Source organism: Cupriavidus sp. 10L43_2, from assembly GCF_056395265.1.
On sequence record NZ_JBFTJE010000003.1, the window covers coordinates 226,553 to 247,687 of the forward strand.

General features: G+C 66.9%; 20 protein-coding genes. 14 read left to right on the forward strand and 6 right to left on the reverse strand.

Going from position 1 to position 21,135, the window contains the following annotated elements:
* Nucleotides 1-459 carry a bacteriohemerythrin gene (locus AC1DEL_RS05800; RefSeq protein WP_092290461.1) on the reverse strand — a complete coding sequence of 153 codons (459 nt, stop codon included), beginning with the start codon at nucleotides 457-459 and terminating at the stop codon, nucleotides 1-3.
* Nucleotides 460-613: 154 nt separating this feature from the next.
* Between AC1DEL_RS05800 and AC1DEL_RS05805 the strand changes: the two genes are divergently transcribed.
* Nucleotides 614-1,192 carry a P-loop nucleotide/nucleoside kinase family protein gene (locus AC1DEL_RS05805; protein ID WP_092290463.1) on the forward strand — a complete coding sequence of 193 codons (579 nt, stop codon included), beginning with the start codon at nucleotides 614-616 and terminating at the stop codon, nucleotides 1,190-1,192.
* Nucleotides 1,193-1,216: 24 nt separating this feature from the next.
* On the opposite strand, the gene AC1DEL_RS05810 is transcribed toward AC1DEL_RS05805, so the two are convergent.
* Nucleotides 1,217-2,101: a tRNA threonylcarbamoyladenosine dehydratase gene (locus AC1DEL_RS05810; protein ID WP_092290465.1), complete on the reverse strand. Its 885-nt coding sequence runs from the start codon at nucleotides 2,099-2,101 to the stop codon at nucleotides 1,217-1,219.
* Nucleotides 2,102-2,337: 236 nt separating this feature from the next.
* Here AC1DEL_RS05810 and AC1DEL_RS05815 point away from each other — a divergent pair, with 236 nt between their 5' ends.
* From AC1DEL_RS05815 to AC1DEL_RS05840, 6 genes are all read left to right on the forward strand, one after another.
* Nucleotides 2,338-4,662, forward strand: a complete 2,325-nt coding sequence (locus tag AC1DEL_RS05815; RefSeq protein WP_477125469.1) for an AsmA family protein — start codon at nucleotides 2,338-2,340, stop codon at nucleotides 4,660-4,662.
* 321 nt (nucleotides 4,663-4,983) lie between these two features.
* Nucleotides 4,984-6,180 carry an MFS transporter gene (locus AC1DEL_RS05820; protein ID WP_092290470.1) on the forward strand — a complete coding sequence of 399 codons (1,197 nt, stop codon included), beginning with the start codon at nucleotides 4,984-4,986 and terminating at the stop codon, nucleotides 6,178-6,180.
* Nucleotides 6,181-6,273: 93 nt separating this feature from the next.
* The gene (gene pdxH, locus AC1DEL_RS05825) at nucleotides 6,274-6,912 is read left to right on the forward strand and encodes a pyridoxamine 5'-phosphate oxidase (protein ID WP_092290875.1); all 639 of its coding nucleotides are present in this window, start codon (nucleotides 6,274-6,276) and stop codon (nucleotides 6,910-6,912) included.
* Between the two features lie 148 nt (nucleotides 6,913-7,060).
* Nucleotides 7,061-8,302, forward strand: coding sequence for a class I SAM-dependent methyltransferase (locus AC1DEL_RS05830; RefSeq protein WP_454757238.1), 1,242 nt, complete (start codon nucleotides 7,061-7,063; stop codon nucleotides 8,300-8,302).
* A gap of 5 nt (nucleotides 8,303-8,307) precedes the next feature.
* Nucleotides 8,308-9,384, forward strand: coding sequence for a DUF72 domain-containing protein (locus tag AC1DEL_RS05835; protein ID WP_092290474.1), 1,077 nt, complete (start codon nucleotides 8,308-8,310; stop codon nucleotides 9,382-9,384).
* Nucleotides 9,385-9,610: 226 nt separating this feature from the next.
* Nucleotides 9,611-10,174 (forward strand): flavin reductase family protein, encoded by a 564-nt coding sequence (locus AC1DEL_RS05840; RefSeq protein ID WP_092290476.1) that lies wholly within the window; start codon nucleotides 9,611-9,613, stop codon nucleotides 10,172-10,174.
* 19 nt (nucleotides 10,175-10,193) lie between these two features.
* Here AC1DEL_RS05840 and AC1DEL_RS05845 read toward each other — a convergent pair whose 3' ends face one another.
* Nucleotides 10,194-10,682 (reverse strand): Lrp/AsnC family transcriptional regulator, encoded by a 489-nt coding sequence (locus AC1DEL_RS05845; protein WP_092290478.1) that lies wholly within the window; start codon nucleotides 10,680-10,682, stop codon nucleotides 10,194-10,196.
* 156 nt (nucleotides 10,683-10,838) lie between these two features.
* Between AC1DEL_RS05845 and kynB the strand changes: the two genes are divergently transcribed.
* Genes kynB through kynA form a run of 3 tightly spaced genes read left to right on the forward strand, consistent with a single transcriptional unit; the run spans nucleotide 10,839 to nucleotide 13,681 of the window.
* Complete coding sequence (gene kynB, locus AC1DEL_RS05850; protein WP_477125468.1) at nucleotides 10,839-11,495, forward strand: arylformamidase; 657 nt, start codon at nucleotides 10,839-10,841, stop codon at nucleotides 11,493-11,495.
* Nucleotides 11,496-11,525: 30 nt separating this feature from the next.
* Nucleotides 11,526-12,779 carry a kynureninase gene (gene kynU, locus AC1DEL_RS05855; protein WP_092290482.1) on the forward strand — a complete coding sequence of 418 codons (1,254 nt, stop codon included), beginning with the start codon at nucleotides 11,526-11,528 and terminating at the stop codon, nucleotides 12,777-12,779.
* Between the two features lie 17 nt (nucleotides 12,780-12,796).
* Entirely contained in the window at nucleotides 12,797-13,681 is an 885-nt protein-coding gene (kynA, locus tag AC1DEL_RS05860; protein WP_477125467.1) for a tryptophan 2,3-dioxygenase, read from the forward strand.
* Between the two features lie 12 nt (nucleotides 13,682-13,693).
* On the opposite strand, the gene AC1DEL_RS05865 is transcribed toward kynA, so the two are convergent.
* A complete protein-coding gene (locus AC1DEL_RS05865; RefSeq protein WP_092290486.1) occupies nucleotides 13,694-14,515 on the reverse strand; it encodes an IclR family transcriptional regulator in 822 nt (273 codons plus the stop codon).
* A 190-nt stretch (nucleotides 14,516-14,705) separates the two neighbouring features.
* Between AC1DEL_RS05865 and AC1DEL_RS05870 the strand changes: the two genes are divergently transcribed.
* The gene (locus AC1DEL_RS05870; protein WP_092290488.1) at nucleotides 14,706-15,899 is read left to right on the forward strand and encodes an acyl-CoA dehydrogenase; all 1,194 of its coding nucleotides are present in this window, start codon (nucleotides 14,706-14,708) and stop codon (nucleotides 15,897-15,899) included.
* Nucleotides 15,900-15,978: 79 nt separating this feature from the next.
* Here AC1DEL_RS05870 and AC1DEL_RS05875 read toward each other — a convergent pair whose 3' ends face one another.
* Nucleotides 15,979-16,617 carry a peroxiredoxin gene (locus AC1DEL_RS05875; RefSeq protein ID WP_477125466.1) on the reverse strand — a complete coding sequence of 213 codons (639 nt, stop codon included), beginning with the start codon at nucleotides 16,615-16,617 and terminating at the stop codon, nucleotides 15,979-15,981.
* 201 nt (nucleotides 16,618-16,818) lie between these two features.
* Between AC1DEL_RS05875 and AC1DEL_RS05880 the strand changes: the two genes are divergently transcribed.
* The 3 genes from AC1DEL_RS05880 to AC1DEL_RS05890 all read left to right on the forward strand — a co-directional run bounded on the left by AC1DEL_RS05880 (nucleotide 16,819) and on the right by AC1DEL_RS05890 (nucleotide 18,171).
* A complete protein-coding gene (locus tag AC1DEL_RS05880) occupies nucleotides 16,819-17,136 on the forward strand; it encodes an ElaB/YgaM/YqjD family protein (RefSeq protein ID WP_313818631.1) in 318 nt (105 codons plus the stop codon).
* A 145-nt stretch (nucleotides 17,137-17,281) separates the two neighbouring features.
* Nucleotides 17,282-17,659 carry a phage holin family protein gene (locus tag AC1DEL_RS05885; RefSeq protein WP_092290877.1) on the forward strand — a complete coding sequence of 126 codons (378 nt, stop codon included), beginning with the start codon at nucleotides 17,282-17,284 and terminating at the stop codon, nucleotides 17,657-17,659.
* Nucleotides 17,656-18,171: a DUF3318 domain-containing protein gene (locus AC1DEL_RS05890; protein WP_477125465.1), complete on the forward strand. Its 516-nt coding sequence runs from the start codon at nucleotides 17,656-17,658 to the stop codon at nucleotides 18,169-18,171. Before AC1DEL_RS05885 ends, AC1DEL_RS05890 begins: the two co-directional genes overlap by 4 nt.
* Before the next feature lie 18 nt (nucleotides 18,172-18,189).
* Here AC1DEL_RS05890 and AC1DEL_RS05895 read toward each other — a convergent pair whose 3' ends face one another.
* Nucleotides 18,190-21,033, reverse strand: coding sequence for an EAL domain-containing protein (locus AC1DEL_RS05895; RefSeq protein WP_477125540.1), 2,844 nt, complete (start codon nucleotides 21,031-21,033; stop codon nucleotides 18,190-18,192).
* Between the last annotated feature and the right edge of the window lie 102 nt (nucleotides 21,034-21,135).

The window sequence follows — 21,135 nt, forward strand, 5'->3', positions numbered from 1 at the left end:
TCAGTCCTGGGGGCCTTCGATCAGCGTGAAGCCGTTGGCCTGCATGTGTTCTACCATCATGGCGTCCATCGACTTCACGTGCTGGTCGAACCAGCCGGACAGCTCACCCACGAGCCGGCGTCCCAGGCTCACCACCCCCTCCTCCGCCACCTTGTCGCGCACGGCCTGCGCAACGGCCAGCACCTGCTGGTGCTCGCCCGCATGGCAATGGCGCGGGCCGAAGCCCATCGCCTCCATCCACTGTTCTTCCTGCGCGAAATGATGGCGCGTATGGTCGATCCACGCGTCATAGGCTTCCAGGAAGCCGGCGTCGTCGGCGCGGGCGGCCGCATCGAGCAATTGGAGGAATTCGGCGTGGGTGGCGTCGGTCACGGGCTCCCCGAGGCGTAGCGCTTCGGGCAGGCCCTCGGACGACAGTCCTTGATAGGGATCTTGCGTGTCGAGTGCGGCGGCGGACATGTGGCGGGCAAGGAGCAAGTCGGTAACGCGGCAAGGATACCGATTTCCCGCCGCGTCGATCTGATTTTCCGCAAATCTACAAGTCGTTATCGGACCGATGCGGGGTATCCTTGCCGTTCGCACCCCCGCTGTGGCCGACGCGCCCCTTCCCGCCATGCCAAGACTGATTTTCTTCTGCGGCCACGCCGGCACCGGCAAGACCTCGCTGTCCCACAAGCTGATCGGCCCGCTGATGCAGGCCACCGGCGAGCCGTTCTGCATCCTCGACAAGGACACGCTCTATGGGCGCTACAGCGCGGCGGCGATGGGCGCCATCACCGGCGACCCGAACGACCGCGACAGCCCAGCCTATCTGGATAACCTGCGCGACCCCGAATACCAGGGCCTGCTCGACACCGCGCGCGAGAACCTGATGCTCGGCATCAGCGTGCTGGTGGTGGGGCCGCTCTCGCGCGAAGTGCGCGCCCACCAGTTGACCGATCCGGATTGGCTGCACATGCCGGCCGGCACGCGCACGGAGGTGGTCTGGGTGCACCTGCCCGAGGACGAGGCGCACGCGCGCATCGTCCGGCGCGGTAATCCCAACGATGCCTACAAGCTCACCCACTGGGAGGCGTATCGGACACGCCGCTTCATGCCGGACCCCGCCGAGTATCCCGAACTGATCTTCTTCGACAACCTGGCCCCGGACGCCGCCGCACTGGACGGCTTGCTGCGCACCCTGGCGAGCTAGCGCTCAGCGCTCAATCCTCAGTCCTCAATCCTCGTCCGCTGCGTCGGTCGCCGGCCGGGCATCGTTGCCGGCCACAATCGCGCCGATCACGGCCGACGCCGCCACGAAGCCGAACACCGCCGTCACCGCCACCGACGAGCCATACCCGGCGCAGGCCAGCCCTTGCGGGGCCTCGCGCGGCGCGGGCGGGGCCTCGTCGATCTCGCAAGCCTGCTGTTCGGGCTCCGGATAGCGCACCGGTTCGTCCGAATACACGGCCAGGATGCCGAACTTCCGCTTCGGGTTGCGCGGGAAGCCGTGCTGGCGGCGCAGGTTGCCGCGCACCTTAGCCAGCAGCGGGTCCTGCACGGTCCGGGAAAGATCCTCGAGCCGCACCCGCGTGGGATCGAGCTGCCCGCCTGCCCCGCCGCACGTGAGGATGCGCGCGCCACGCCCCGACCCCCGCGTCCAGCCGAGGATGGCGGTCTTGATCTTCACGGCGTCGATGGCGTCGATCACGTAGTCGAAGCCGCTCAGCAGTTCGGCCACGTTCTCCTCAGTCACGAAATCGTCGATCTGCGAGACGCGGCAGCGCGGGTTGATCGCCACGATACGCTCGCCCATCGCCTCCACCTTGGCGCGGCCATAGGCATCGCCCAGCGCATGGATCTGGCGGTTGGTGTTCGACGGGGCGATGTGGTCGAGGTCGATCAGCGTGATGCGGCCCACGGCGTTGCGCGCCAGCGCCTCGGCCGCCCAGCTGCCCACGCCGCCGATGCCGATCACGCAGACGCTGGCCGCCTCCAGCCGGGCCATGCCATCCGGCCCGTACAGCCGCGCCACGCCGCCGAAACGCCGGTGGTAGTCGTCGTCCTCGGGGGTCTCGTGGGTCAGGGGCTCGGGCAGCCCGGAAAGCTCGGCAATGGTCATGACAGGGGGAGGAGCGCGCAAAGCGGAAAAATCGCGAATTTCGCTATTTTATGTCACCCCGGCCGCCCGGCTGGCGCCAAAAATCGGCGGTCCGGCGACCGCAATGTCAGCGCAAGGCCGACAAGCCGGCGCGGCGCGCTCCCCTAAAATTGGATGTGCAGTGGTTGATCCGCCGCATGGCAGGCCAGGCTTATCCACGCCGGCCCGGCCCTGCGCGCCAACAGGAGTCCGACCTCATGCCCGCCTCGCGCCGACAAAAAATCATTCTCTGGAGCGTGTTCACCCCGCTCGCCCTGATTACGATCCTGGTCATCGTCATCCTGACTTTCGATTGGAATCGTCTCAAGCCCTGGCTCAACGACAAGGTGTCGCTGGCTATCGGCCGCCCGTTTGCGATCAATGGCGACCTCGTCGTCACCTGGAAGCGCGCGCAGGGCGAGGCCGGCTGGCGCACGCTGGTGCCGTGGCCGCGTCTGTCGGCCCGGGACATTACCGTGGGCAACCCCGACTGGGCCCGCGCGCCCAATATGGCCACCGTGCGGGAGGTCATCTTCATACTGCGCCCGCTGCCGCTGCTGGCGCACCAGATCGCCGTGCCGACCATCGTCGTGGACAGCCCGGCCGTCTGGCTCGAGCGGCTGGCCGACAAGCGCAACAACTGGACCTTCGACACCGGGCCCAAGACCGGCAAGTCGAGCTGGGAACTCGATATTGGCGAGGTCGTGCTGCAGCGCGGCAATCTGGCACTGGCCGATGCCGCCGAGAAGATCGACATGCAGGCCACGCTGGACACCGTGGGCGACCAGGCGCTCTACGACAAGGCCCGCGATGGCGCGCTGGTGCCGCCGACCGATGCATCGGCCGTCGATGCCTCGGCCCCCATCGCCAAGGACAGCAAGGACGCGAAGGACACCAAAGACACCAAGGACACCGCGCCCGACAGCCGCTACGGCATCCGCTGGAAGGCAGTCGGGCATTACAACCAGGCCACCATCAACGCCAGCGGCAAGGCCGGCACGGTACTGAGCCTGCGCGACGTCAACACGCCCTATCCCGTGCAGGCCGATGTGCGCGTGGGCGCCACCCGCGCGGTCATCGAAGGCACGCTGACCAACCCGGCCCACCTGGGCGCGCTCGACGTCAACCTGATGCTGTCCGGCGACAACATGGCCAAGCTCTACGCGCTGACCGGCATCGTGCTGCCCTCCACCCCACCGTATGAAACGCGCGGCCGGCTTGTGGCCACGCTCAAGAAAGGGGCGTCGTCCTATACGTATCGGGACTTCACCGGCAAGGTCGGCGGCAGCGACCTGGGCGGTACGCTCACCTTCGCCCAGCGCTCGCCGCGCCCGCTGCTGTCTGGCGAGCTGGTGTCCAAGCAACTGCTGTTCGCCGACCTCGCGCCGCTGATCGGCGCCGATGCCAAGCCCGGCCAGGCTGCCTCCGAGAGCCCGGTCAAGCAGCCAGCCAACAAGGCGCTGCCGGTGGCGCCGTTCCGCACCGAGCGCTGGGATGAGATCGACGCCGACGTGACGTTCACCGGCAAGCGCATCGTCCGCGACGAAGACCTGCCGATCACCGACCTGAAGACCCACCTGAAGCTGACCGATGGCGTGCTGCTGCTCGACCCGCTCAACTTCGGCGTGGCCGGCGGCAACCTCGTCTCCACGATCCGGCTGGACGGCAAGCGCGAGCCGATGGGCGCCATGGTCGACATGACCGCGCGCCACCTGAAGCTCAAGCAACTGTTCCCGAAGGCGGACTCGATGCGCGCCAGCGTTGGTGAGGTGAATGGCAGCGCCAAGCTGTCCGGCACCGGCAACTCGGTCGCCGCGCTGATGGGTTCGTCGAACGGCGAGGCCAAGCTGCTGGTGGAAAACGGCACGGTCAGCAAGTTCATCCTGGAGGCCATCGGCCTGAACGTGGGCAGCGTGGTGGTTTCCAAGCTGTTCGGCGACAAACCCGTGCAGATCAACTGCGGCGTGAGCGACTTCGCGGTCAAGGACGGCATCGCCCGGGCCCGCACCTTCGTGCTCGACACCCAGGACGCCGTGATCACCACCGATGGCGCGATCGACTTCGGCGAGGAGCGGCTGGCGTTGACCATCCATCCCGATTCCAAGGGCTTGCGGATCATCTCGCTGCGGTCGCCGCTGTATGTGGGCGGCACGTTCAAGAACCCAACGGTGAGCCCGAACATCGCCGTGCTGGCCCTGCGGGCCGGCGGCGCGCTGGCGCTGGCGCTGACCGCGCCGGTGGCGCTGGTGGTGCCCCTGCTGGACCTCTCACCCGGCGGCGACGAAAGCCAGTGCGCCCGCCTGCTGGCCGAGCTGAAGAAGCGCCCGACCGCCCCACCGCCGGGCAAGAGCTATCAGGACCCGGCCACCGGCGGCGCCGGCAAGCAGGCCGCCGGCCCGGCGATTCCCGAGTCGCCGTCGAAGTCGGCCGCCGCGCAGGGCCAGCCGGGCCCGGCGCCGACCGAGCCGCGCAAGCCCACGCCATCGGTCCAGCAGAAGCCGATGCAGCCGTCCAACGACGCGCAGCTTTATCAGGGCGGATAAGGCCCTCCTCACCTCGTCATTCGACGAAATCCGCAACATCCGATCCGTATCTATCGGCCCCGGGTGTTGCGGATTTGCACTTCCCCCCACATGACCATTGTGTCCGGACCCGGGACGGTCGCATAATTAAACGGCCATTTACAAGCAAAGCATTGAACAGAATGGCATGCATCGGTCGTCGCTGCCGGTTCCAGTCCGGTGACGGTGCCCTTGTGAGGTGCGGCCACGGCCGCACTTATTTTTTCTCGCGCACTTTTCGACCCGGACGGAGACCTTGCCGGCGGCGCGATCCACGCAGTTCCCCCCTACCTGCCCCGTCCCATGACGTTGCCTCACGCCGCCGTTCCGCCGATCAGCTGGCTGATCGCCCTGACGGTGTGCAATCACGTGGCGTTCAACGCCAGTCGCGTCGTCGTTTCCCTGTTTGCAATCTCGCTCAAAGCCTCCACGGTCACGCTCGGCATGCTGATGGCGCTCTATGCGCTGCTGCCGATGTTCCTGGCGATCCGCGCCGGGCGCCGTATCGACGAGATCGGCCCACGCCTGCCGATGACGGCGGGCTCGCTGATGGTGGTGGGCGGCACGCTGCTGCCGGCGATCTGGCCGGAAATCGGCGCGCTCTACGTCGCGTGCGCGCTGATCGGCGTCGGCTTCATGCTGGTCCAGGTGGCCATGCAGTTGTTGATCGGGCAGGTCTCCACGCCGGACACGCGGCTGCGCAACTACACCTATCACGCGCTCGGGCTGTCCGTGTCCGGCACGCTCGGCCCGGTGGTGATGGGTTATGTCATCGAACACGCTGGCTTCCGGCCCGCGTTCTGCGTGCTGGTGGTGGTGGCGCTGCTCGGCCAGGCCGGGCTCCAGTACGTGCGGCCGCGCCTGCCGGCCACGGGCGGCAACGCCGGGCGGATCGCGGTGGAGGACGGCAGCCGCCGCTCCACGCTGGACCTGCTCCAGCATCCCGAACTGCGCGCGGTGTTTATCGCCAGCGCGGTGCTCTCGGCCGCGTGGGACCTGCACGCGTTCCTGATCCCGATCCAGGGCTCGCGCATCGGCCTGTCGCCGTCGTCCATCGGCTGGGTGCTCGGCGCGTTCGCCCTCGCCACGCTGGCCATCCGCATTGCCATGCCGCTGGTATCGCGCCATTTGTCTGAATGGAAGATCATTCGGACCGCGCTAATGGTGGGCGCCATGGCCTACCTCGTCTACCCCTTCGTCGCCGAATTCTGGCTGATGTGCGGGCTGGCCTTCGTGCTGGGCCTCGCGCTCGGCAGCGCACAGCCCAATGTGATGAACATCCTCCATACCGCCTCGCCCTCGGGCCGCGCCGGGGAGGCCCTTGGGCTGCGCTCGGCCGTGCTCAACACCAGCCAGGTGGTGTGGCCGCTGACCTTCGGTGTGGTCGGCACGGCGCTCGGCATGTTGCCGATCTTCCTCTCGATGGCAGGCGCGATGGGCATGGCGGGCTATTACTCCCGCAACCAGTCCCGCAAGCCGCGGGTGGCGGAGATCGAATAAAGCTTAAAACAAGCGCGGCGATTTGCGACACCGCAAATGCGCTGCGCGGCGCATTCGCTATACTCGAAGTGCATCTTCCTTCGTGATCGCGACATGACCCAACTAGCCGACCTGCGCCGCAACTACATGCTGAGCGCGCTTTCCGAATCCGACGTGGCCGCCGACCCGATCCGCCAGTTCCAGACCTGGTTCGACGAGGCGCTCCAGGCCAAGCTGCCCGAGCCGAATGCCATGACGCTGGCCACGGTTCATGCCGACGGCCAGCCGTCCGCGCGCATCGTGCTGTTGAAGGGCATGGACGCCAACGGCTTCACGTTCTTCACCAACTACGAGAGCCGCAAGGGGCTCGACCTGCAGGCCAATCCGCGCGCGGCGCTGCTGTTCCACTGGGTACAGCTCGAGCGGCAGGTGCGCGTGGAAGGCATCGTGGAAAAGGTGGATGAGGCCGAGAGCGACGCGTACTACGCCTCGCGCCCGCTTGGCTCCCGGCTGGGCGCGTGGGCGTCCGAGCAAAGCCGCGAGGTGCCCGGCCGCGACGTGCTCGAGGCCCGCGAGGCCGACTTCCGCAGCAAGTTCGGCGAGAACCCGCCGCGCCCCGCGCACTGGGGCGGCTATCGCGTGGCGCCCACCTGGATCGAGTTCTGGCAGGGCCGCCCGTCGCGCCTGCACGACCGCATCGGCTATCGCAAGCAAGACGACGGCAGCTGGAATATCGTGCGGCTGTCGCCCTGAATCCCGCGCCGCGTACTTGTCTGCCTGTTCAGACAAGTACGCGGCAGACAGCGGCGTCCGGGGACGCGCACTGCACAATCCAAACTTTTGGCGTAAAGTTTTAGGGTCGTACGAGAGGTGTGCCGCAACCAATTCGGGAGGAAGCCGCATGTTTTTCAAACAAGCCCTGGACAAGCAGCTCGACAGCTGGATCGCCGACGTGCGCGAGCACGCCAACCTGCCGGTGAAGCTCCGGCTCTGGAATGGCAAAGAGTACCCGCTCGGCCATTTCGAGAAGCCCGACGTCACCCTGACGGTACGCGAGGCCACCGCCCTGCCGCTGCTGCTGGTACCCAGCCTGGACAACCTCGGCGAGGCGTATGTCCAGGAGAAGATCGACCTCGAAGGCCGCCTGGCCGACATCATCAACGTCGCCTTCGGCTTCTCCGCCGCAGCCGCGCGCAGTGCCGGCGGCGCCCTCGCCCGTGTGGCCGAGCACTTCACCCATACCAAGCAGGAAGACCAGGCGTCGATCCAGTATCACTACGACGTCTCGAACGACTTCTACCGCCTCTGGCTCGATCCGAACATGGTCTATTCGTGCGCGTACTTCGAGCACGGCAATGAAGACCTCGCCACCGCGCAGCTGAAGAAGATCGACCACATCCTGACCAAGATCCGGCTCCAGCCGGACCAGACCCTGCTTGATATCGGCTGCGGCTGGGGCGCGCTGGTGCTGCGCGCCGCGCAGAAGTTCGGCGCGCGCTGCGTGGGCATCACGCTCTCGCAGAACCAGTTCGACCTCGCCACCGAGCGTGTACGCGCCGCGGGGCTGTCTGACCGCATCGAGATCCGCCTCCAGGACTACCGCGACACCGCCGGCCAGTTCGACCGCATTACCAGCGTCGGCATGTTCGAGCACGTGGGCAAGGCCAACCTGCCGGCCTATTTCGGCCGCATTCGCGACTTGCTGGCGGACGACGGCGTGGCCATGAACCACGGCATCACCTCCACCGACCCGCACAGCGGCGAGGTGCCGATGGACGGCTCGGGCTTCATGGATCGCTACGTGTTCCCGCAGGGGGAGCTGCCGCACATCGGCATGGTGCTCCAGACCCTGCAGCAGGGCGGGCTCGAGGGCTTCGACGTAGAATTGCTGCGCCGGCACTACGCCCAGACGCTGTTCCACTGGGCCAACAACTTCGAGGCCAACGGCGAGACGATCCGGAAGATGGTCGGCGAGAAGAAATACCGCATCTGGCGCATCTACCTGGCCGGTACCGCCCACGCGTTCACGACCGACCAGATGTCGATCTACCAGGTGGTGTGCCACAAGGCGCGCCGCCCGGCCGACACCCTGCCTTGGTCGCGACGCTATATCTATGACGCCACGATCGGCAATGCCGTCTGAATCGATTGAACGATACGCTTGACCTGTTCGGCGATGCACCCGCATCGCCGCTCCCCGCCTCCTCCGAACCCTCGCCAGCCGCCGATCCTGCGGCTGGCGAACTGCCCAAGAAGAAGCCCGCCGGCAAGGTCGTCGCGCCGTGGACGCCCGACGCCGCGCTGGTCGCGCTCGGCCAGCGGCTGCCGCCCAACCTCCATTTCGGCACCTCGTCGTGGTCGTATCCGGGCTGGCACGGGCTGGTCTACGATGGCCAGTACACCGAGAGCCTGCTCTCGCGCAAGGGGCTGCGCGCCTGCGGCCAGCATCCGCTGCTGCGCGCGGCGGGGATCGACCGGGGCTTCTACGGGCCGATCCCGCTGACCGACTATATGCAGTATGCGGCACAGGTGCCCGAGGGCTTCCGCTTCCTCGTCAAGGCGCCGGCCAGCGTTTGCGATGCTTGGCTGCGCGGGCCCGATGGCGCCGGGCGGCTGCCGAACGCGGGCTTCCTCAATCCCGAGATCGCGATCCGGGACTGCATCGTGCCGGCCACAGGCGGGCTCGGCCAGCATTGCGGCCCGCTGCTGTTCCAACTGTCGCCGCTGGCGGGCGTGGGCGATGACGGCCCCGCCTTCCTCGCCCGGCTGGACGCCTTCCTGGCCGCGCTGCCGCCGCTGGACCCCACGCTGACCCCGCACGCCTGCTACGCGGTGGAGATCCGCGACGCGGCCCTGCTCACGCCGCGCTACATCCGCCTGCTGCGGGACCGTGGCGTGCGCTTCTGCCTCGCCGCGCGCGACCGCCTGCCGCCCGTGGCCCGCCAGTCCGCCGCGCAGGCGTTGATGGACGAGGGCGCGCCCGGCCCGCTGGTGCTGCGCTGGATGCTGCGCGAAGGCCGCTCCTATGCGATGGCCGAAAAGGCCTACGGCCCGTTCGACAAGATCGTCGAACCTGACCCGGAGACGCGCGACGCCATTGCCGATGTGGTGGCGCGCACGCTGCGCACGGGCCAGCCGGCCTACGTGATCGTCAGCAACAACGCCGAAGGCTGCGCGCCGCTGAGCATCGCGCGGCTGGCCGAGGCCATCGCGGACCGGCTCTGAACGCGTATCGGGCCAGCCGGCGCGAAAGACCCTACCGTCGGGCCAAATGTCCGGACTCCGCTACAATCGGGGGACGATCGGCGCCGGGTTTCGGCCGCCGCGATTCCGGCCCGTTTTGTACGAAATCCCACCGACGCGCCCCTGCGCGCGGCGCAAGGTGACATCCGTACAAGGCGTACCGGCTGACGATGCAATGAAAATCATGGATTTGTGTGGAGCCCGAGACATGGGCATGCCTGCCGAGGACGACGACCCCATCACGGGCCGCAAGGCCGCCTCGCCCGACTTCGATTCGCAGCATTTCAAGCGGACGCTGTCGCAGTTCGCCACCGGCGTGACCGTCATCACCACGCGCGCGGCGGGGCATCCGTACGCCAACGGCGCGCCGTTCGTCGGCATCACAGCCAGCTCGTTCAACTCGGTCTCGCTGGACCCGCCGCTGGTGCTCTGGAGCATGGCCAACCGCGCCAACAGCCTGCCGATGTTCCGCGATGGCACGCACTACATCATCAATGTGCTCTGCGCGTCGCAAATGGATCTATGCCAGCGCTTCGCCTCGCTCAAGGGCGACCGCTTCGCCGGCGTGGACTACCGCCTCTCCGAAACCGGCCTGCCGATCCTCGCCAACGCGCTGGCCTGGTTCGAATGCCATAACCGCAGCCGCTACGACGAAGGCGACCACGTGATCTTCGTCGGCGAAGTGGAGCGCTGCGGCCTGCAGGACTGCGGCGGCCAGCCGCTGGTGTTCCAGGGCGGCCAGTTCTCCACGGTCTCGCCACTGGACCGCTAAGCCGGTCCCCTTCCCGTTTCTACGCTTTCCCGCCCTGGTCGGCATGCAGCGCCGCCAGCGGCGAGCCATCCGTTTTGATCCGCTGGAGCACGATGTTCGAGCGGATATCCATCACCCCCGGCGTGCGGTAGAGCCGGTTGACGATGAAATCCGAGTAGTGCTTCAGGTTGCGCGCCTGCACGCGCAGGATGTAGTTGCTGTCGCCGGTAATCACATAGGCGGTCAGCACTTCCGGCCACGCCTGCACGGCGGCGTTGAAGGTGTCGTGCCAGCCTTCGAGGTCGTGGCGCATCGACACCTGCACGATGGCCTCGATCTCCAGCCCCAGCCGCTCGGCATCGAACCACGCGCGATAGCCGCCAATCACCCCCTGCTCCTCCAGCAAGCGCACGCGCCGCAGGCACGCGGAGGGCGATAACGCCACTTTGTCGGCCAGATCCTGATTGCTGATGCGGCCGTTCTCCTGCAGGCAGGTGAGGATGCGCAAATCGATGGGGTCGAGGGTCATTGCGGTCTTTGTCGCAGAATCTGCGAATTTCAATTCAATCTACACAATTCTATGCGAAACATGCCCCGCCAGACGGGGCATTTCGCAAGCCTCTTCTGGGCGCTTTTGACTATGATGCGGTCATCGAACGACGATCCACACGATCCGGCCGCCCCCATGCCCCACGCCCCCGATTTTCACGATGCCCGCCGTATTTGGGACATCACCCCACCCGTCTCACCGGCCACGCCGGTGTGGCCCGGCGACACTCCGTTCCAGCACGACCCCGCCTGGGTGATGGATGGCCAGTGCCCGGTCAATGTCGGCCGGATGACGATGTCGCCCCATACGGGCGCCCATGCGGATGCCCCGCTCCACTACGTGGCCGATGGCGCGCCGATTGGGGCGGTGCCGCTCGACGCCTACCTCGGCCCGTGCCGCGTGATCGACTGCATTGGCGCCGGCCCGCACGTGTTGCCGCGCCACGTGGAAGCCGCGCTGGCCGGCACGCCGCCGCGCGTGCTGCTGCGCACCTACGCCACGGCGCCGCAGGGCACGTGGGATGTGGACTTCTGCGCGGTGGCCGCCGAGACGATCGCGCTGCTGGCCCGCCACGGCGTGAAGCTGGTCGGCATCGACACCCCCTCGCTGGACCCCCAGGACTCGAAGACGATGGACGCGCACCACGCCGTGCGCGACCACCGGCTTGCCATTCTCGAAGGCATCGTGCTCGACGACGTGCCGGCGGGTGATTACGAACTGATCGCCCTGCCGCTGCGCCTTGCCACGCTCGATGCCAGCCCGGTACGCGCCATCCTGCGCGCCCTCGCCTGACCTTTTTCAGAATCGTCTGATTTCCAGCCCATGAATTTGACCCGTGAATACTGCGTCGCGCTCGACCGTGACGACCCCCTGCGCGGCCTGCGCGAGCAGTTCGCGCTGCCTGCCGGCGTGATCTATCTCGATGGCAATTCGCTCGGCGCCCGTCCGCGTGCCGCCGCCGCGCGCGCCGCCGAAGTGGTGTCCGCCGAATGGGGCGAGGGCCTGATCCGTAGCTGGAATTCGGCGGGCTGGTTCGATCTGCCGCGCCGGCTCGGCAACCGGCTGGCCCCGCTGATCGGCGCCGGGCACGACGAGGTGGTGGTCACCGACACGACCTCGATCAACCTGTTCAAGGTGCTGGCCGCCGCGCTGCGCGTGCAGCAGCAACGCGACCCGGCACGCCGCGTGATCGTCTCCGAGGCCAGCAACTTCCCGACCGACCTCTACATCGCCCAGGGCTTGGCCGACCTGCTCCAGCAAGGCTACTCGGTGCGCCTGGTGGACAGCCCGGCCGAGATCGAAGCCGCCGTGGGCCCCGACACCGCTGTGCTGATGCTGACGCACGTCAACTACAAGACCGGCGAGATGCTCGACATGGCCGGACTGACCGAACTGGCCCACGCGCGCGGCGCGCTGACGGTGTGGGATCTCGCCCACTCGGCCGGGGCGGTGCCGGTGAACCTGACCGCGGCCGGCGCCGACTACGCCATTGGCTGCACCTACAAGTACCTGAACGGTGGCCCCGGCTCGCCGGCCTTCGTCTGGGTGGCGCCGGCGCTGCGCGACGCGTTCTGGCAGCCGCTGTCCGGCTGGTGGGGCCATCAGGCGCCGTTCGCGATGTCGCCGCAGTACCGCCCCACCGAGGGCATCGGCCGCTTCCTGTGCGGCACGCAGCCGGTGACCTCGCTGGCGATGGTCGAATGCGGGCTGGACATCTTCGCCCAGACCAGCATGACCGCGCTGCGCGCGAAGTCCCTGAAACTGACCGATGCGTTTATCGCGCTGGTGGAGGCGCGTTGCGCCACGCACCCGCTGACCCTGGTCACGCCGCGCGAGCACGCCCGGCGCGGCAGCCAGGTCAGCTTCGCCCATCCGGACGGCTACGCGCTGGTCGCGGCGCTGATCGAACGTGGCGTGATTGGCGACTATCGCGAGCCCGGCATCGCCCGTTTCGGCTTCACGCCGCTCTACACGAGCTTCACGGAAGTCTGGGACGCCGTGGAGATTCTGCGAGACGTGCTCGACAGCGGCGCCTATCGCGACGCGCGCTTCGCCGTGCGGACGGCAGTGACCTGAGCGGACCGGAGCGGACCATGAGCGAATTCAAGGGATGTCCGATGGGACACGGCGCATCGGCCAACACCGGCGATGCGGCGGACGACAAGTGGCACGGCGCGCAGATGGACTTCGCGCAGGACATGAGCTACGGCGACTACCTGGGTCTGGACCAGATCCTGAGCGCCCAGCATCCGCGCTCGCCGGACCACAACGAAATGCTGTTCATCGTCCAGCACCAGACCACGGAACTGTGGATGAAGCTGATGCTGCACGAGCTGCGCGCCGCGCGCGACGGCGTGCGCAATGACGAACTGCGCCCGGCGTTCAAGATGCTGGCGCGCGTGTCGCGCATCATGGACCAACTGGTGCAGGCGTGGAACGTGCTGGCGACAATGACGCCGCCCGAGTATTCGGCGATGCGGCCCTACCTGGGCGCGTCATCGGGGTTCCAGTCGTACCAGTATCGCGAGATCGAGTTCATCCTCGGCAACAAGAACGCGGCGCTGCTGCGCCCGCACGCGCACCGGCCCGAGCATCTGGCGCTGGTGGATGCCGCGCTGCACACGCCGTCGATGTATGACGAGGCGATCCGCCTGATGGCGCGGGGCGGGTTCCAGATCGACGCCGAGGTGGTGGAGCGCGACTGGACCCAACCGACGATCTACAACGCGTCCGTGGAGACGGCCTGGCTCGAGGTGTATCGCAATCCGTCCAAATACTGGGAGCTCTACGAGCTGGGCGAGAAGTTCGTCGACCTCGAGGATGCGTTCCGGCAATGGCGTTTCCGCCATGTGACCACGGTGGAGCGCGTGATCGGCTTCAAGCGCGGCACCGGCGGCACCGAGGGCGTCGGCTACCTGCGCAAGATGCTCGACGTGGTGCTGTTCCCGGAACTGTGGAAGCTGCGCACGGACCTTTGAACTTGCGTCCAATCAGCGCGCGCCGGGGTCGGACAGCCGCGCGCCCAGCGCCTGCAGCGCCGGGGCCAGGGTCTCGTGGAACACCTGCTCGGCCACCGTGCCATACGACGCGCTGCAGCTAATCATGTGCAGGTCCTTCTCCCCCACCGGCCGGAACGCCACGGCGCAGGCGTGGATAGCGGGATGCCAGTCCCGGAACGAGGCCGAATAACCCAGCCGCTCAGCCTCGGCCAGCGCGGCGCGCATCGGCGCCTCCTGCTGCTTCCACTGCTCCGGATAGGCCAGTGCGAATTCGCCCAGCACGCGCTCGCGTCGCGCGGCCGGCAGCGCGGCCAGATAGGCGCGCCCCATCGAACTCGACATCAGCGAGAGCCGCGACCCCACGCCGAGGCCGAGCATCACGCCGGCGTCATTTCGTATCGATTCGAGATAGATCACCTCCATCCGCTCGCGCTTGCCGAGCGACACCGACACGCCATACGCCTGCGCGAACGCCAGCATGTGGGGACGCGCCAGCGCCACCACGTCCGAGGCAGATAAATACGAGAAACCGAGCGCCAGCACGCCGGCATCGAGCGCGTATTTGCCCAGGCTGTCGTCATAGCGCAGGTAGCCCAGCTGCACCAGCGTGCCGGCCAGCCGGCTCACCGTGGCCTTCGGAAAGCCGGTGCGGCGCACGAAATCCTGATTGCCGAGCATCGCCTCGCCGGTGCGGAAGCAACGGAGCAGCTCCAGGCCGCGCGCCAGCGCCGTCACGAAGTTCGGATCGCTTTCGCGCGCGGGGCGCTCGGTATCGGCGTTTGCCGCCGGGGCGGGCAATGAGGAAGTGGCCAAGGCGTGGCTCCATGAGAAGGATGATCCACCTGGCGTGCGGCAGGGCGGGATCGGGTCCACCCCCTGTTGCACTGCGGATCGGTTCGGCTATACTAGCTCATCGGAACAAGGTTCCGCAATGCGGAACTTCACTACACCTGTTCGAGGGCTGCCCCCGCCCCTCGGCGCGCCACCAAAGAAGGAGACCTCCATGGCTGCCAATGCCGAATTCAACTGGATCGACCCCCTGTTGCTGGATCAGCAACTGACCGACGAAGAACGCATGGTGCGCGATGCCGCCGCCGCGTACTCGCAGGACAAGCTGATGCCGCGTGTGCTCCAGTCCTTCCGCAACGAGAAGACCGACATCGAGATCTTCCGCGAGATGGGCGAACTGGGCCTGCTGGGACCGACCATTCCCGAGCAATACGGCGGCCCGGGCCTGAACTACGTCAGCTACGGCCTGATCGCACGGGAAGTGGAGCGCGTGGATTCCGGCTATCGCTCGATGATGAGCGTGCAGTCGTCGCTGGTGATGGTGCCGATCTATGAATTCGGCACGGAAGCCCAGAAGCAGAAATACCTGCCCAAGCTGGCTACCGGCGAATGGATTGGCTGCTTCGGCCTGACCGAGCCGAATCACGGCTCCGACCCGGGCTCGATGATCACCCGTGCCAAGAAGGTGGACGGCGGCTACGAGCTGTCCGGCGCCAAGATGTGGATCACCAACTCGCCGATCGCCGATGTCTTCGTGGTCTGGGCCAAGCTGGTCGGCGACGACGGCAAGGACGCCATCCGCGGCTTTATCCTCGAAAAAGGCTGGAAGGGCCTGTCCGCGCCGGCCATCCACGGCAAGGTGGGCCTGCGCACGTCGATCACGGGCGAGATCGTGCTCGACCAGGTCTTCGTGCCGGAAGAGAACCTGATGCCGGGCGTGAGCGGCCTCAAGGGCCCGTTCACCTGCCTGAATTCGGCCCGCTACGGCATTGCCTGGGGCGCGCTCGGCGCCGCCGAGTTCTGCTGGCACACCGCCCGCCAGTACACGCTGGACCGCAAGCAGTTCGGCCGCCCGCTGGCCGCCACGCAGCTGGTGCAGAAGAAGCTGGCCGACATGCAGACCGAGATCACGCTGGGCCTGCAAGGCTGCCTGCGCCTGGGCCGCATGAAGGACGAAGGCACGGCCGCCGTGGAAATCACGTCGATCATGAAGCGGAATTCGTGCGGCAAGTCGCTCGACATCGCCCGCGTAGCCCGCGACATGCTCGGCGGCAACGGCATCTCGGACGAATTCGGCGTGATCCGCCATGTGGTCAACCTCGAGGTGGTCAACACCTACGAAGGCACCCACGACATCCACGCGCTGATCCTGGGCCGCGCCCAGACCGGCCTGCAAGCCTTCTTCTGATCGCGTTTTTTCAGCGGAAGACGATGTAAAAAAGCCCGGCAAGCCGGGCTTTTTTACACTTGCCTGCCTGCCGGCCGGCTTACTTGTTCGGCTGGGGCGTCAGGCGCAGGTAGGGGCGAACCGCCTTGTAGCCCTTCGGGAATTTCTGGCGGATGATCTCCTCGTCCTTCAGCGACGGCACGATCACCACGTCGTCGCCGTCCTGCCAGTTGCCCGGCGTGGCCACGCTGTGGTGGTCGGTCAGTTGCAGGGAATCGATGACGCGGAGGATTTCGTTGAAATTTCTACCGGTACTGGCCGGGTAGGTAATGATCAGTCTTACCTTCTTCTTCGGATCGATCACGAACAGCGAACGCACGGTCAGCGTTTCGTTGGCGTTCGGGTGAATCATCTCGTAAAGCTCAGACACTTTGCGGTCCGCATCGGCCAGAATCGGGAAATTCACCGAGGTCGACTGGGTGTCGTTGATATCGCCAATCCAGCCTTTATGGGACTCCACGCTGTCCACGGACAGGGCGATGGCCTTGACATTACGCTTCTCGAACTCGCCTTTCAGCTTGGCGGTCAGGCCCAGCTCGGTGGTGCAGACCGGGGTGTAATCCGCCGGGTGCGAGAACAGCACGCCCCAGCCGTCGCCCAGCCAATCGTGGAAGCGGATGCGGCCCTCGCTCGATTCTTGCTCGAAGTCCGGGGCGATGTCGCCAAGACGCAGTGCCATTGTTGAAAATCTCCAGGGGGAAGGTTGAAGGAACCAGCTTAGTTGGATTGCGATCCAACCGAAACGAATATAAAGTCACTATAAAATCACTCGAAGTCATAAAGACGGTCGGGTGAGCGGCTTGCCTTGAAACGATGGGTTGCCGCCACATATCCTAAGTGGAAGACAGAAAGCGCCACAAGCGATAGCGAGCAAGGCAAAATGTCACCATTCGAACCAACCGCCCGCAAACAGGAGAAACTGATGAGCGATGTGAAGACCGTTCTGTCCGATGCCGAAGAACTGCTTAAGCAAGCGGCCTCGACCACCGGCGAGAAGGCTGCCGAGTTGCGCGAGCGCGGCATGGGCCTGCTGAAGCAGGCCAAGGAAAAAGCCCAGGATCTGCAGGACGCCGTGGTCACCAAGAGCAAGGCCGCCGCGCGTGCCACCGACGACTACGTGCATGACCACCCGTGGAAGGCCGTGGGCGTGGCGGCCGGCGTGGGCCTGCTGATCGGCCTGCTGCTGAACCGCAAGTAAGACAGGCGCAAGCCGGCCGGCATCCGGGCCCCGCGCCCGCGCCGGCCCGCGCCGAAGGCCCGGGAGGCGCGGCGCCATGCCGCCGCCCGGTCCGCTCATCGAGGATGCCGCCAATCTTGGCGCATCGATTCTTCGCCGGAGCCGCATGAGCGAATCCCCTTCCCCTAAGTTCCTGGACTCCCTGCGCAACCTGACCGGTTCGATGGTGTCGATGGTCCAGACGCGCCTGGAACTTGCCAGCGTGGAACTGGCCGAGGAACGCACCCGGCTGATGAAAGTCGCCCTGCTGGCCTGCTTCGGGCTGGTATTTTTCGGCATGGCGCTAATGACGTTCACGATTCTCGTCGCCATCCTGTTCTGGGAAACCTACCGCTGGCAGGCCATCGGCGCGATCGTCGTGATTTATCTGGTCTGCATGGCCGCCTGCCTGCTTACCGCGCGCCGCATGGTGCGCAACGCCCCGCCGCTGTTCGCGGACACGCTCGCCGAACTCGACAAGGACCGGGAGATGCTGCGCCGATGACCACGCCCGACGACGACTCCATGGACGAACGCCGCGCCGAGCATCCGCGCCCGGTGCGATTCTCGCGCGAGGTACAGCTGCCGCTGGCCGTCCGCAAGGAACTGCTGATCACCCGCGCGGCACTGGAACGCTACGACGCCGTGCAGGCGCTGCGCCAGGTACGCGGCGGCGCACGCCGCATGACCAACCTGGGCTCCTGGCTGCCCCGGCTGACCCGGCCCTCGGGCTGGCTCAAGATGCTGGGCGTGACGCGCGAATACCCGATGCTGAGTACCGCCATCACCCTGGCGATGCCGCTGTTGCGCCGGACCGCCATCGGCCGCGTGGCCTGGAAGCTGTCGAAATACGGCATGGTCGCTGGCGCCGGATACTGGGCCTACAAGACCTGGCAGGACACGAAAGCCCCGGCCAGCGCGACCGAGGTCGTGGCCGCGAAGGCGTTCGATACCGGCTTCCGGGATCCGCTGGTGCCTTCCCCCACGCCGGACGCACCGCCGCCGGCCCAGCCCTGAACCTGCCCTGAACCTGCCTTAGAGGGTGACGGCGAACCGCTCGGCGCCGTCCACCACCACGGCGTTGCCGCGCGCGAAGGGCAGCGGCGCGCCGATCAGCTGCCCCTGGGCGTAGTCCACGCCCAACGCCTGCAGCCGCTCCCGCATGGCTTCCGATTCGACGAATTCGGCGATGGTCTTCTTGCCCATCGCGTGCCCGATCCGCTGGATCACCTCTACCATCACCGCATTGACCGGGTCATCGAGCATCTCGCGCACGAAGCTGCCGTCGATCTTCAGGTAAGCCGCTGGCAGGTGTTTCAAATAGGCGAATGACGACATGCCCGCGCCGAAGTCGTCGAGCGCGAAGACGCAGCCCATGCCCTGCAGCTGTTCGATAAAGGCCGCCGCCTGCGCGAGGTTGTTGATCGCCGCCGTTTCCGTGATTTCAAAACAGATGCCAGACAAAGCGATGTCATGGCGGATAGCCTGCTGCCGCACGAAGCCGGGGAAGTGCGCGTCGGCCAGCGAGGCACCGGACATGTTGATGGAGCACATGCCGATCTCGCCAGGCCGCTCGATTTGGAGCCGCGCCAGCGCCGCGAACGCGGTTTCCACGACCCATCGGTCGATCATCGGCATGAGGTTGAAGCGCTCGCACGCTGGCACGAAGGCCATCGGCGGCACCAGCTGGCCCTGCTCGTCCACGAGGCGCAGCAGCACTTCGATATGCCGCCCTGCCGCGTTTGCCGAATCCGATTCGGACGGCTGCAACGGCACGATGTCCTGCGCGTAGAGACAGAAACGCCCCGCGCTCAGCGCCGCGTGCACCCGGCTGACCCACTCCATCTCGCCGTGCCGGGCGCGCACCACACTGTCGTTCGGCAGATACACCTGCACGCGGTTGCGGCCGCCCTCCTTCGCCATGTAGCACGCCGCATCAGCTGCGCTCAGCGCCTCCTCGACCTTGCCGGTACCGGCATCGATTCGTACCAGTCCGATGCTGACACCCAATGAGAAGATTCTCTGCCGATGCGCATAGCGGAACGTGGCGATGGCACGACGCAGGGCCTCGGCCACGCGTTCGCCATCGCCCGCATCGCAGTGTTCCAGCAGCACGCCGAACTCATCGCCGCCAAGCCGCGCCAGCGTATCGCCCTTGCGCAGTTGCTGGCGCATGACGGCGGCCATCTGGCGGATCAGCTCGTCGCCGGCGGCATGGCCGCAGGTGTCATTGACCACCTTGAACTGGTCGAGATCGAGGTACATCAGCGTGTGCGCGGCGCCCTCCTGCCGCACGCGGGCGATGGCGGTGGCCACGCGGCGCTCGAACTCGACACGGTTGACCAGCCCGGTCAGCGCGTCGTGGCTGGCCTCGTGCGCCAGCTGGGCGGCGTGGGCGCGCTCCATGCTCACGTCGTGCAGCACCAACACCACGCCGATGGCGTGCCCGCCCTTGTCCCGCATCAGCGCCACCGATGGCTTGACCACCACCGGGCCGCCGCCGGCACGCCCCGCCAGCAGCATCACGCACTGGCTCGGCCAGCGGTCTTCCAGCGCGCGCGGCACCAGGTCGGTCACCGGCGTGCAGGTCGATTCGTCCAGCAGCGGGCAAACCTGGGCCAGGAAGCAGCCGGCTGCCTCGGCCTCGGACCAGCCGGTCAGCCCCTCGGCGGCGGGGTTCATCGAATCGATGCGGCCCCAGACATCGGTCGTCACCACCGCCTCGCCGATGGCGCGCAGCGTGACCTGCGCCCGCTCCTTCTCGGCGAACAACTGCGCCTCGAAGCGCTTGCGGTCGGAAATGTCGCTCAGGGAGCCCGCCATCCGCACCGCCTTGCCCACCGGGCTGCGCACCATGCGGCCGCGCGCGCGGACCCACAGGTAGCCGCCCTGCTTGCGGCGCAGGCGGATCTCCACGTCGTACGGCGTGCCCTCGCGCACGTGGCGGGCCAACTGGCGGTCGAACTCGGCGACGTCGGCCGGATGCATCAGGGCCAGCAGGGTTTCGCGTGCGTGCGGCAACTCGTCGGCGCCAAAGCCGAGCATCTCCGCGCAGCGCGGCGAGAAATAGAGTTCGCCATGGTGGGGATGCCAGTCCCAGAGGCCATCGTCGCTGCCCGCCACGGCCAGTTGCAGCCGCTGCTCGCTCTTGGCCAGCGCGGCGCGCAGCTCACGCTCCTTGCGCTGGGTGCGCATCGACAGCCATGAGGCACAGCCCAGCAACAGGATCGTCAGCAGGACGGTGCCGGACAGCAGCACGCCCCGCACACGCCGCGATGCCTGGCCGAGCGTGGCCGAGAACGCAATCTCCATCGGCCCGAGCCGCGCGTCGAGTTCGGCAATCTCGCGTTGAAGCGGCGGCAGGCAGGCCGCTTCGTCCCGCGCGCCGACACATTCTCGCAACTTGTCTGCCACGACGGTCAGACGGGCGATGTCCACGTCGGCGGCGGCCCAGACGGCAATCGCCTGGTCGATTTCGGTCACATTCCGGAAATAGCGGTACAGCCGGATCATCCCGGGGATGTCGTCGGGGTGGTTGCCGCCGACGAGCAGGCCTTCCACGGCGACCTGACGATCGAAATCCGGACGTTTTTCGAGTTCGAGACGCGCCTGCTTGTCGCCGAGGGGCACGGCGATGGCACGCCGGTAGGCGGCGAAGTCGGCAGGGTCGCGCGAGTCGGTGTAGCGCAGCAGATGCATCACCGCATCTTTCTGCCCCTTCGACCACAGGCTCTCGCCCGCCACGAAACCGCGCGCGGCGGACAACATGTCGACGCTGGCCAGACAGAACAATGCGAGCGCCACCACCACGGGCAGGAACGGCCAGATGATGCGCAGAACATGCTCATTGACCGGGAGGGCAGTACCGCCTTGCTGCATAGACACTTCCCGCGCCGGCGTGCGGCGCTCACCCATTGGACGAATGAACCGATGGCCACGCCGGCGTGCAGCGTGCCAAGTGCATTTTCGATGACCGGGAAT

What these genes read in the sequence shown, in the direction of transcription:
- AC1DEL_RS05800 (WP_092290461.1), bottom strand. Translation starts at nt 459, where the DNA reads ATGTCCGCCGCCGCACTCGACACGCAAGATCCCTATCAAGGACTGTCG.
- AC1DEL_RS05805 (WP_092290463.1), top strand. Translation starts at nt 614, where the DNA reads ATGCCAAGACTGATTTTCTTCTGCGGCCACGCCGGCACCGGCAAGACC.
- AC1DEL_RS05810 (WP_092290465.1), bottom strand. Translation starts at nt 2,101, where the DNA reads ATGACCATTGCCGAGCTTTCCGGGCTGCCCGAGCCCCTGACCCACGAG.
- AC1DEL_RS05815 (WP_477125469.1), top strand. Translation starts at nt 2,338, where the DNA reads ATGCCCGCCTCGCGCCGACAAAAAATCATTCTCTGGAGCGTGTTCACC.
- AC1DEL_RS05820 (WP_092290470.1), top strand. Translation starts at nt 4,984, where the DNA reads ATGACGTTGCCTCACGCCGCCGTTCCGCCGATCAGCTGGCTGATCGCC.
- pdxH (WP_092290875.1), top strand. Translation starts at nt 6,274, where the DNA reads ATGACCCAACTAGCCGACCTGCGCCGCAACTACATGCTGAGCGCGCTT.
- AC1DEL_RS05830 (WP_454757238.1), top strand. Translation starts at nt 7,061, where the DNA reads ATGTTTTTCAAACAAGCCCTGGACAAGCAGCTCGACAGCTGGATCGCC.
- AC1DEL_RS05840 (WP_092290476.1), top strand. Translation starts at nt 9,611, where the DNA reads ATGGGCATGCCTGCCGAGGACGACGACCCCATCACGGGCCGCAAGGCC.
- AC1DEL_RS05845 (WP_092290478.1), bottom strand. Translation starts at nt 10,682, where the DNA reads ATGACCCTCGACCCCATCGATTTGCGCATCCTCACCTGCCTGCAGGAG.
- kynB (WP_477125468.1), top strand. Translation starts at nt 10,839, where the DNA reads ATGCCCCACGCCCCCGATTTTCACGATGCCCGCCGTATTTGGGACATC.
- kynU (WP_092290482.1), top strand. Translation starts at nt 11,526, where the DNA reads ATGAATTTGACCCGTGAATACTGCGTCGCGCTCGACCGTGACGACCCC.
- kynA (WP_477125467.1), top strand. Translation starts at nt 12,797, where the DNA reads ATGAGCGAATTCAAGGGATGTCCGATGGGACACGGCGCATCGGCCAAC.
- AC1DEL_RS05870 (WP_092290488.1), top strand. Translation starts at nt 14,706, where the DNA reads ATGGCTGCCAATGCCGAATTCAACTGGATCGACCCCCTGTTGCTGGAT.
- AC1DEL_RS05875 (WP_477125466.1), bottom strand. Translation starts at nt 16,617, where the DNA reads ATGGCACTGCGTCTTGGCGACATCGCCCCGGACTTCGAGCAAGAATCG.
- AC1DEL_RS05880 (WP_313818631.1), top strand. Translation starts at nt 16,819, where the DNA reads ATGTCACCATTCGAACCAACCGCCCGCAAACAGGAGAAACTGATGAGC.
- AC1DEL_RS05885 (WP_092290877.1), top strand. Translation starts at nt 17,282, where the DNA reads ATGAGCGAATCCCCTTCCCCTAAGTTCCTGGACTCCCTGCGCAACCTG.
- AC1DEL_RS05890 (WP_477125465.1), top strand. Translation starts at nt 17,656, where the DNA reads ATGACCACGCCCGACGACGACTCCATGGACGAACGCCGCGCCGAGCAT.
- AC1DEL_RS05895 (WP_477125540.1), bottom strand. Translation starts at nt 21,033, where the DNA reads ATGCAGCAAGGCGGTACTGCCCTCCCGGTCAATGAGCATGTTCTGCGC.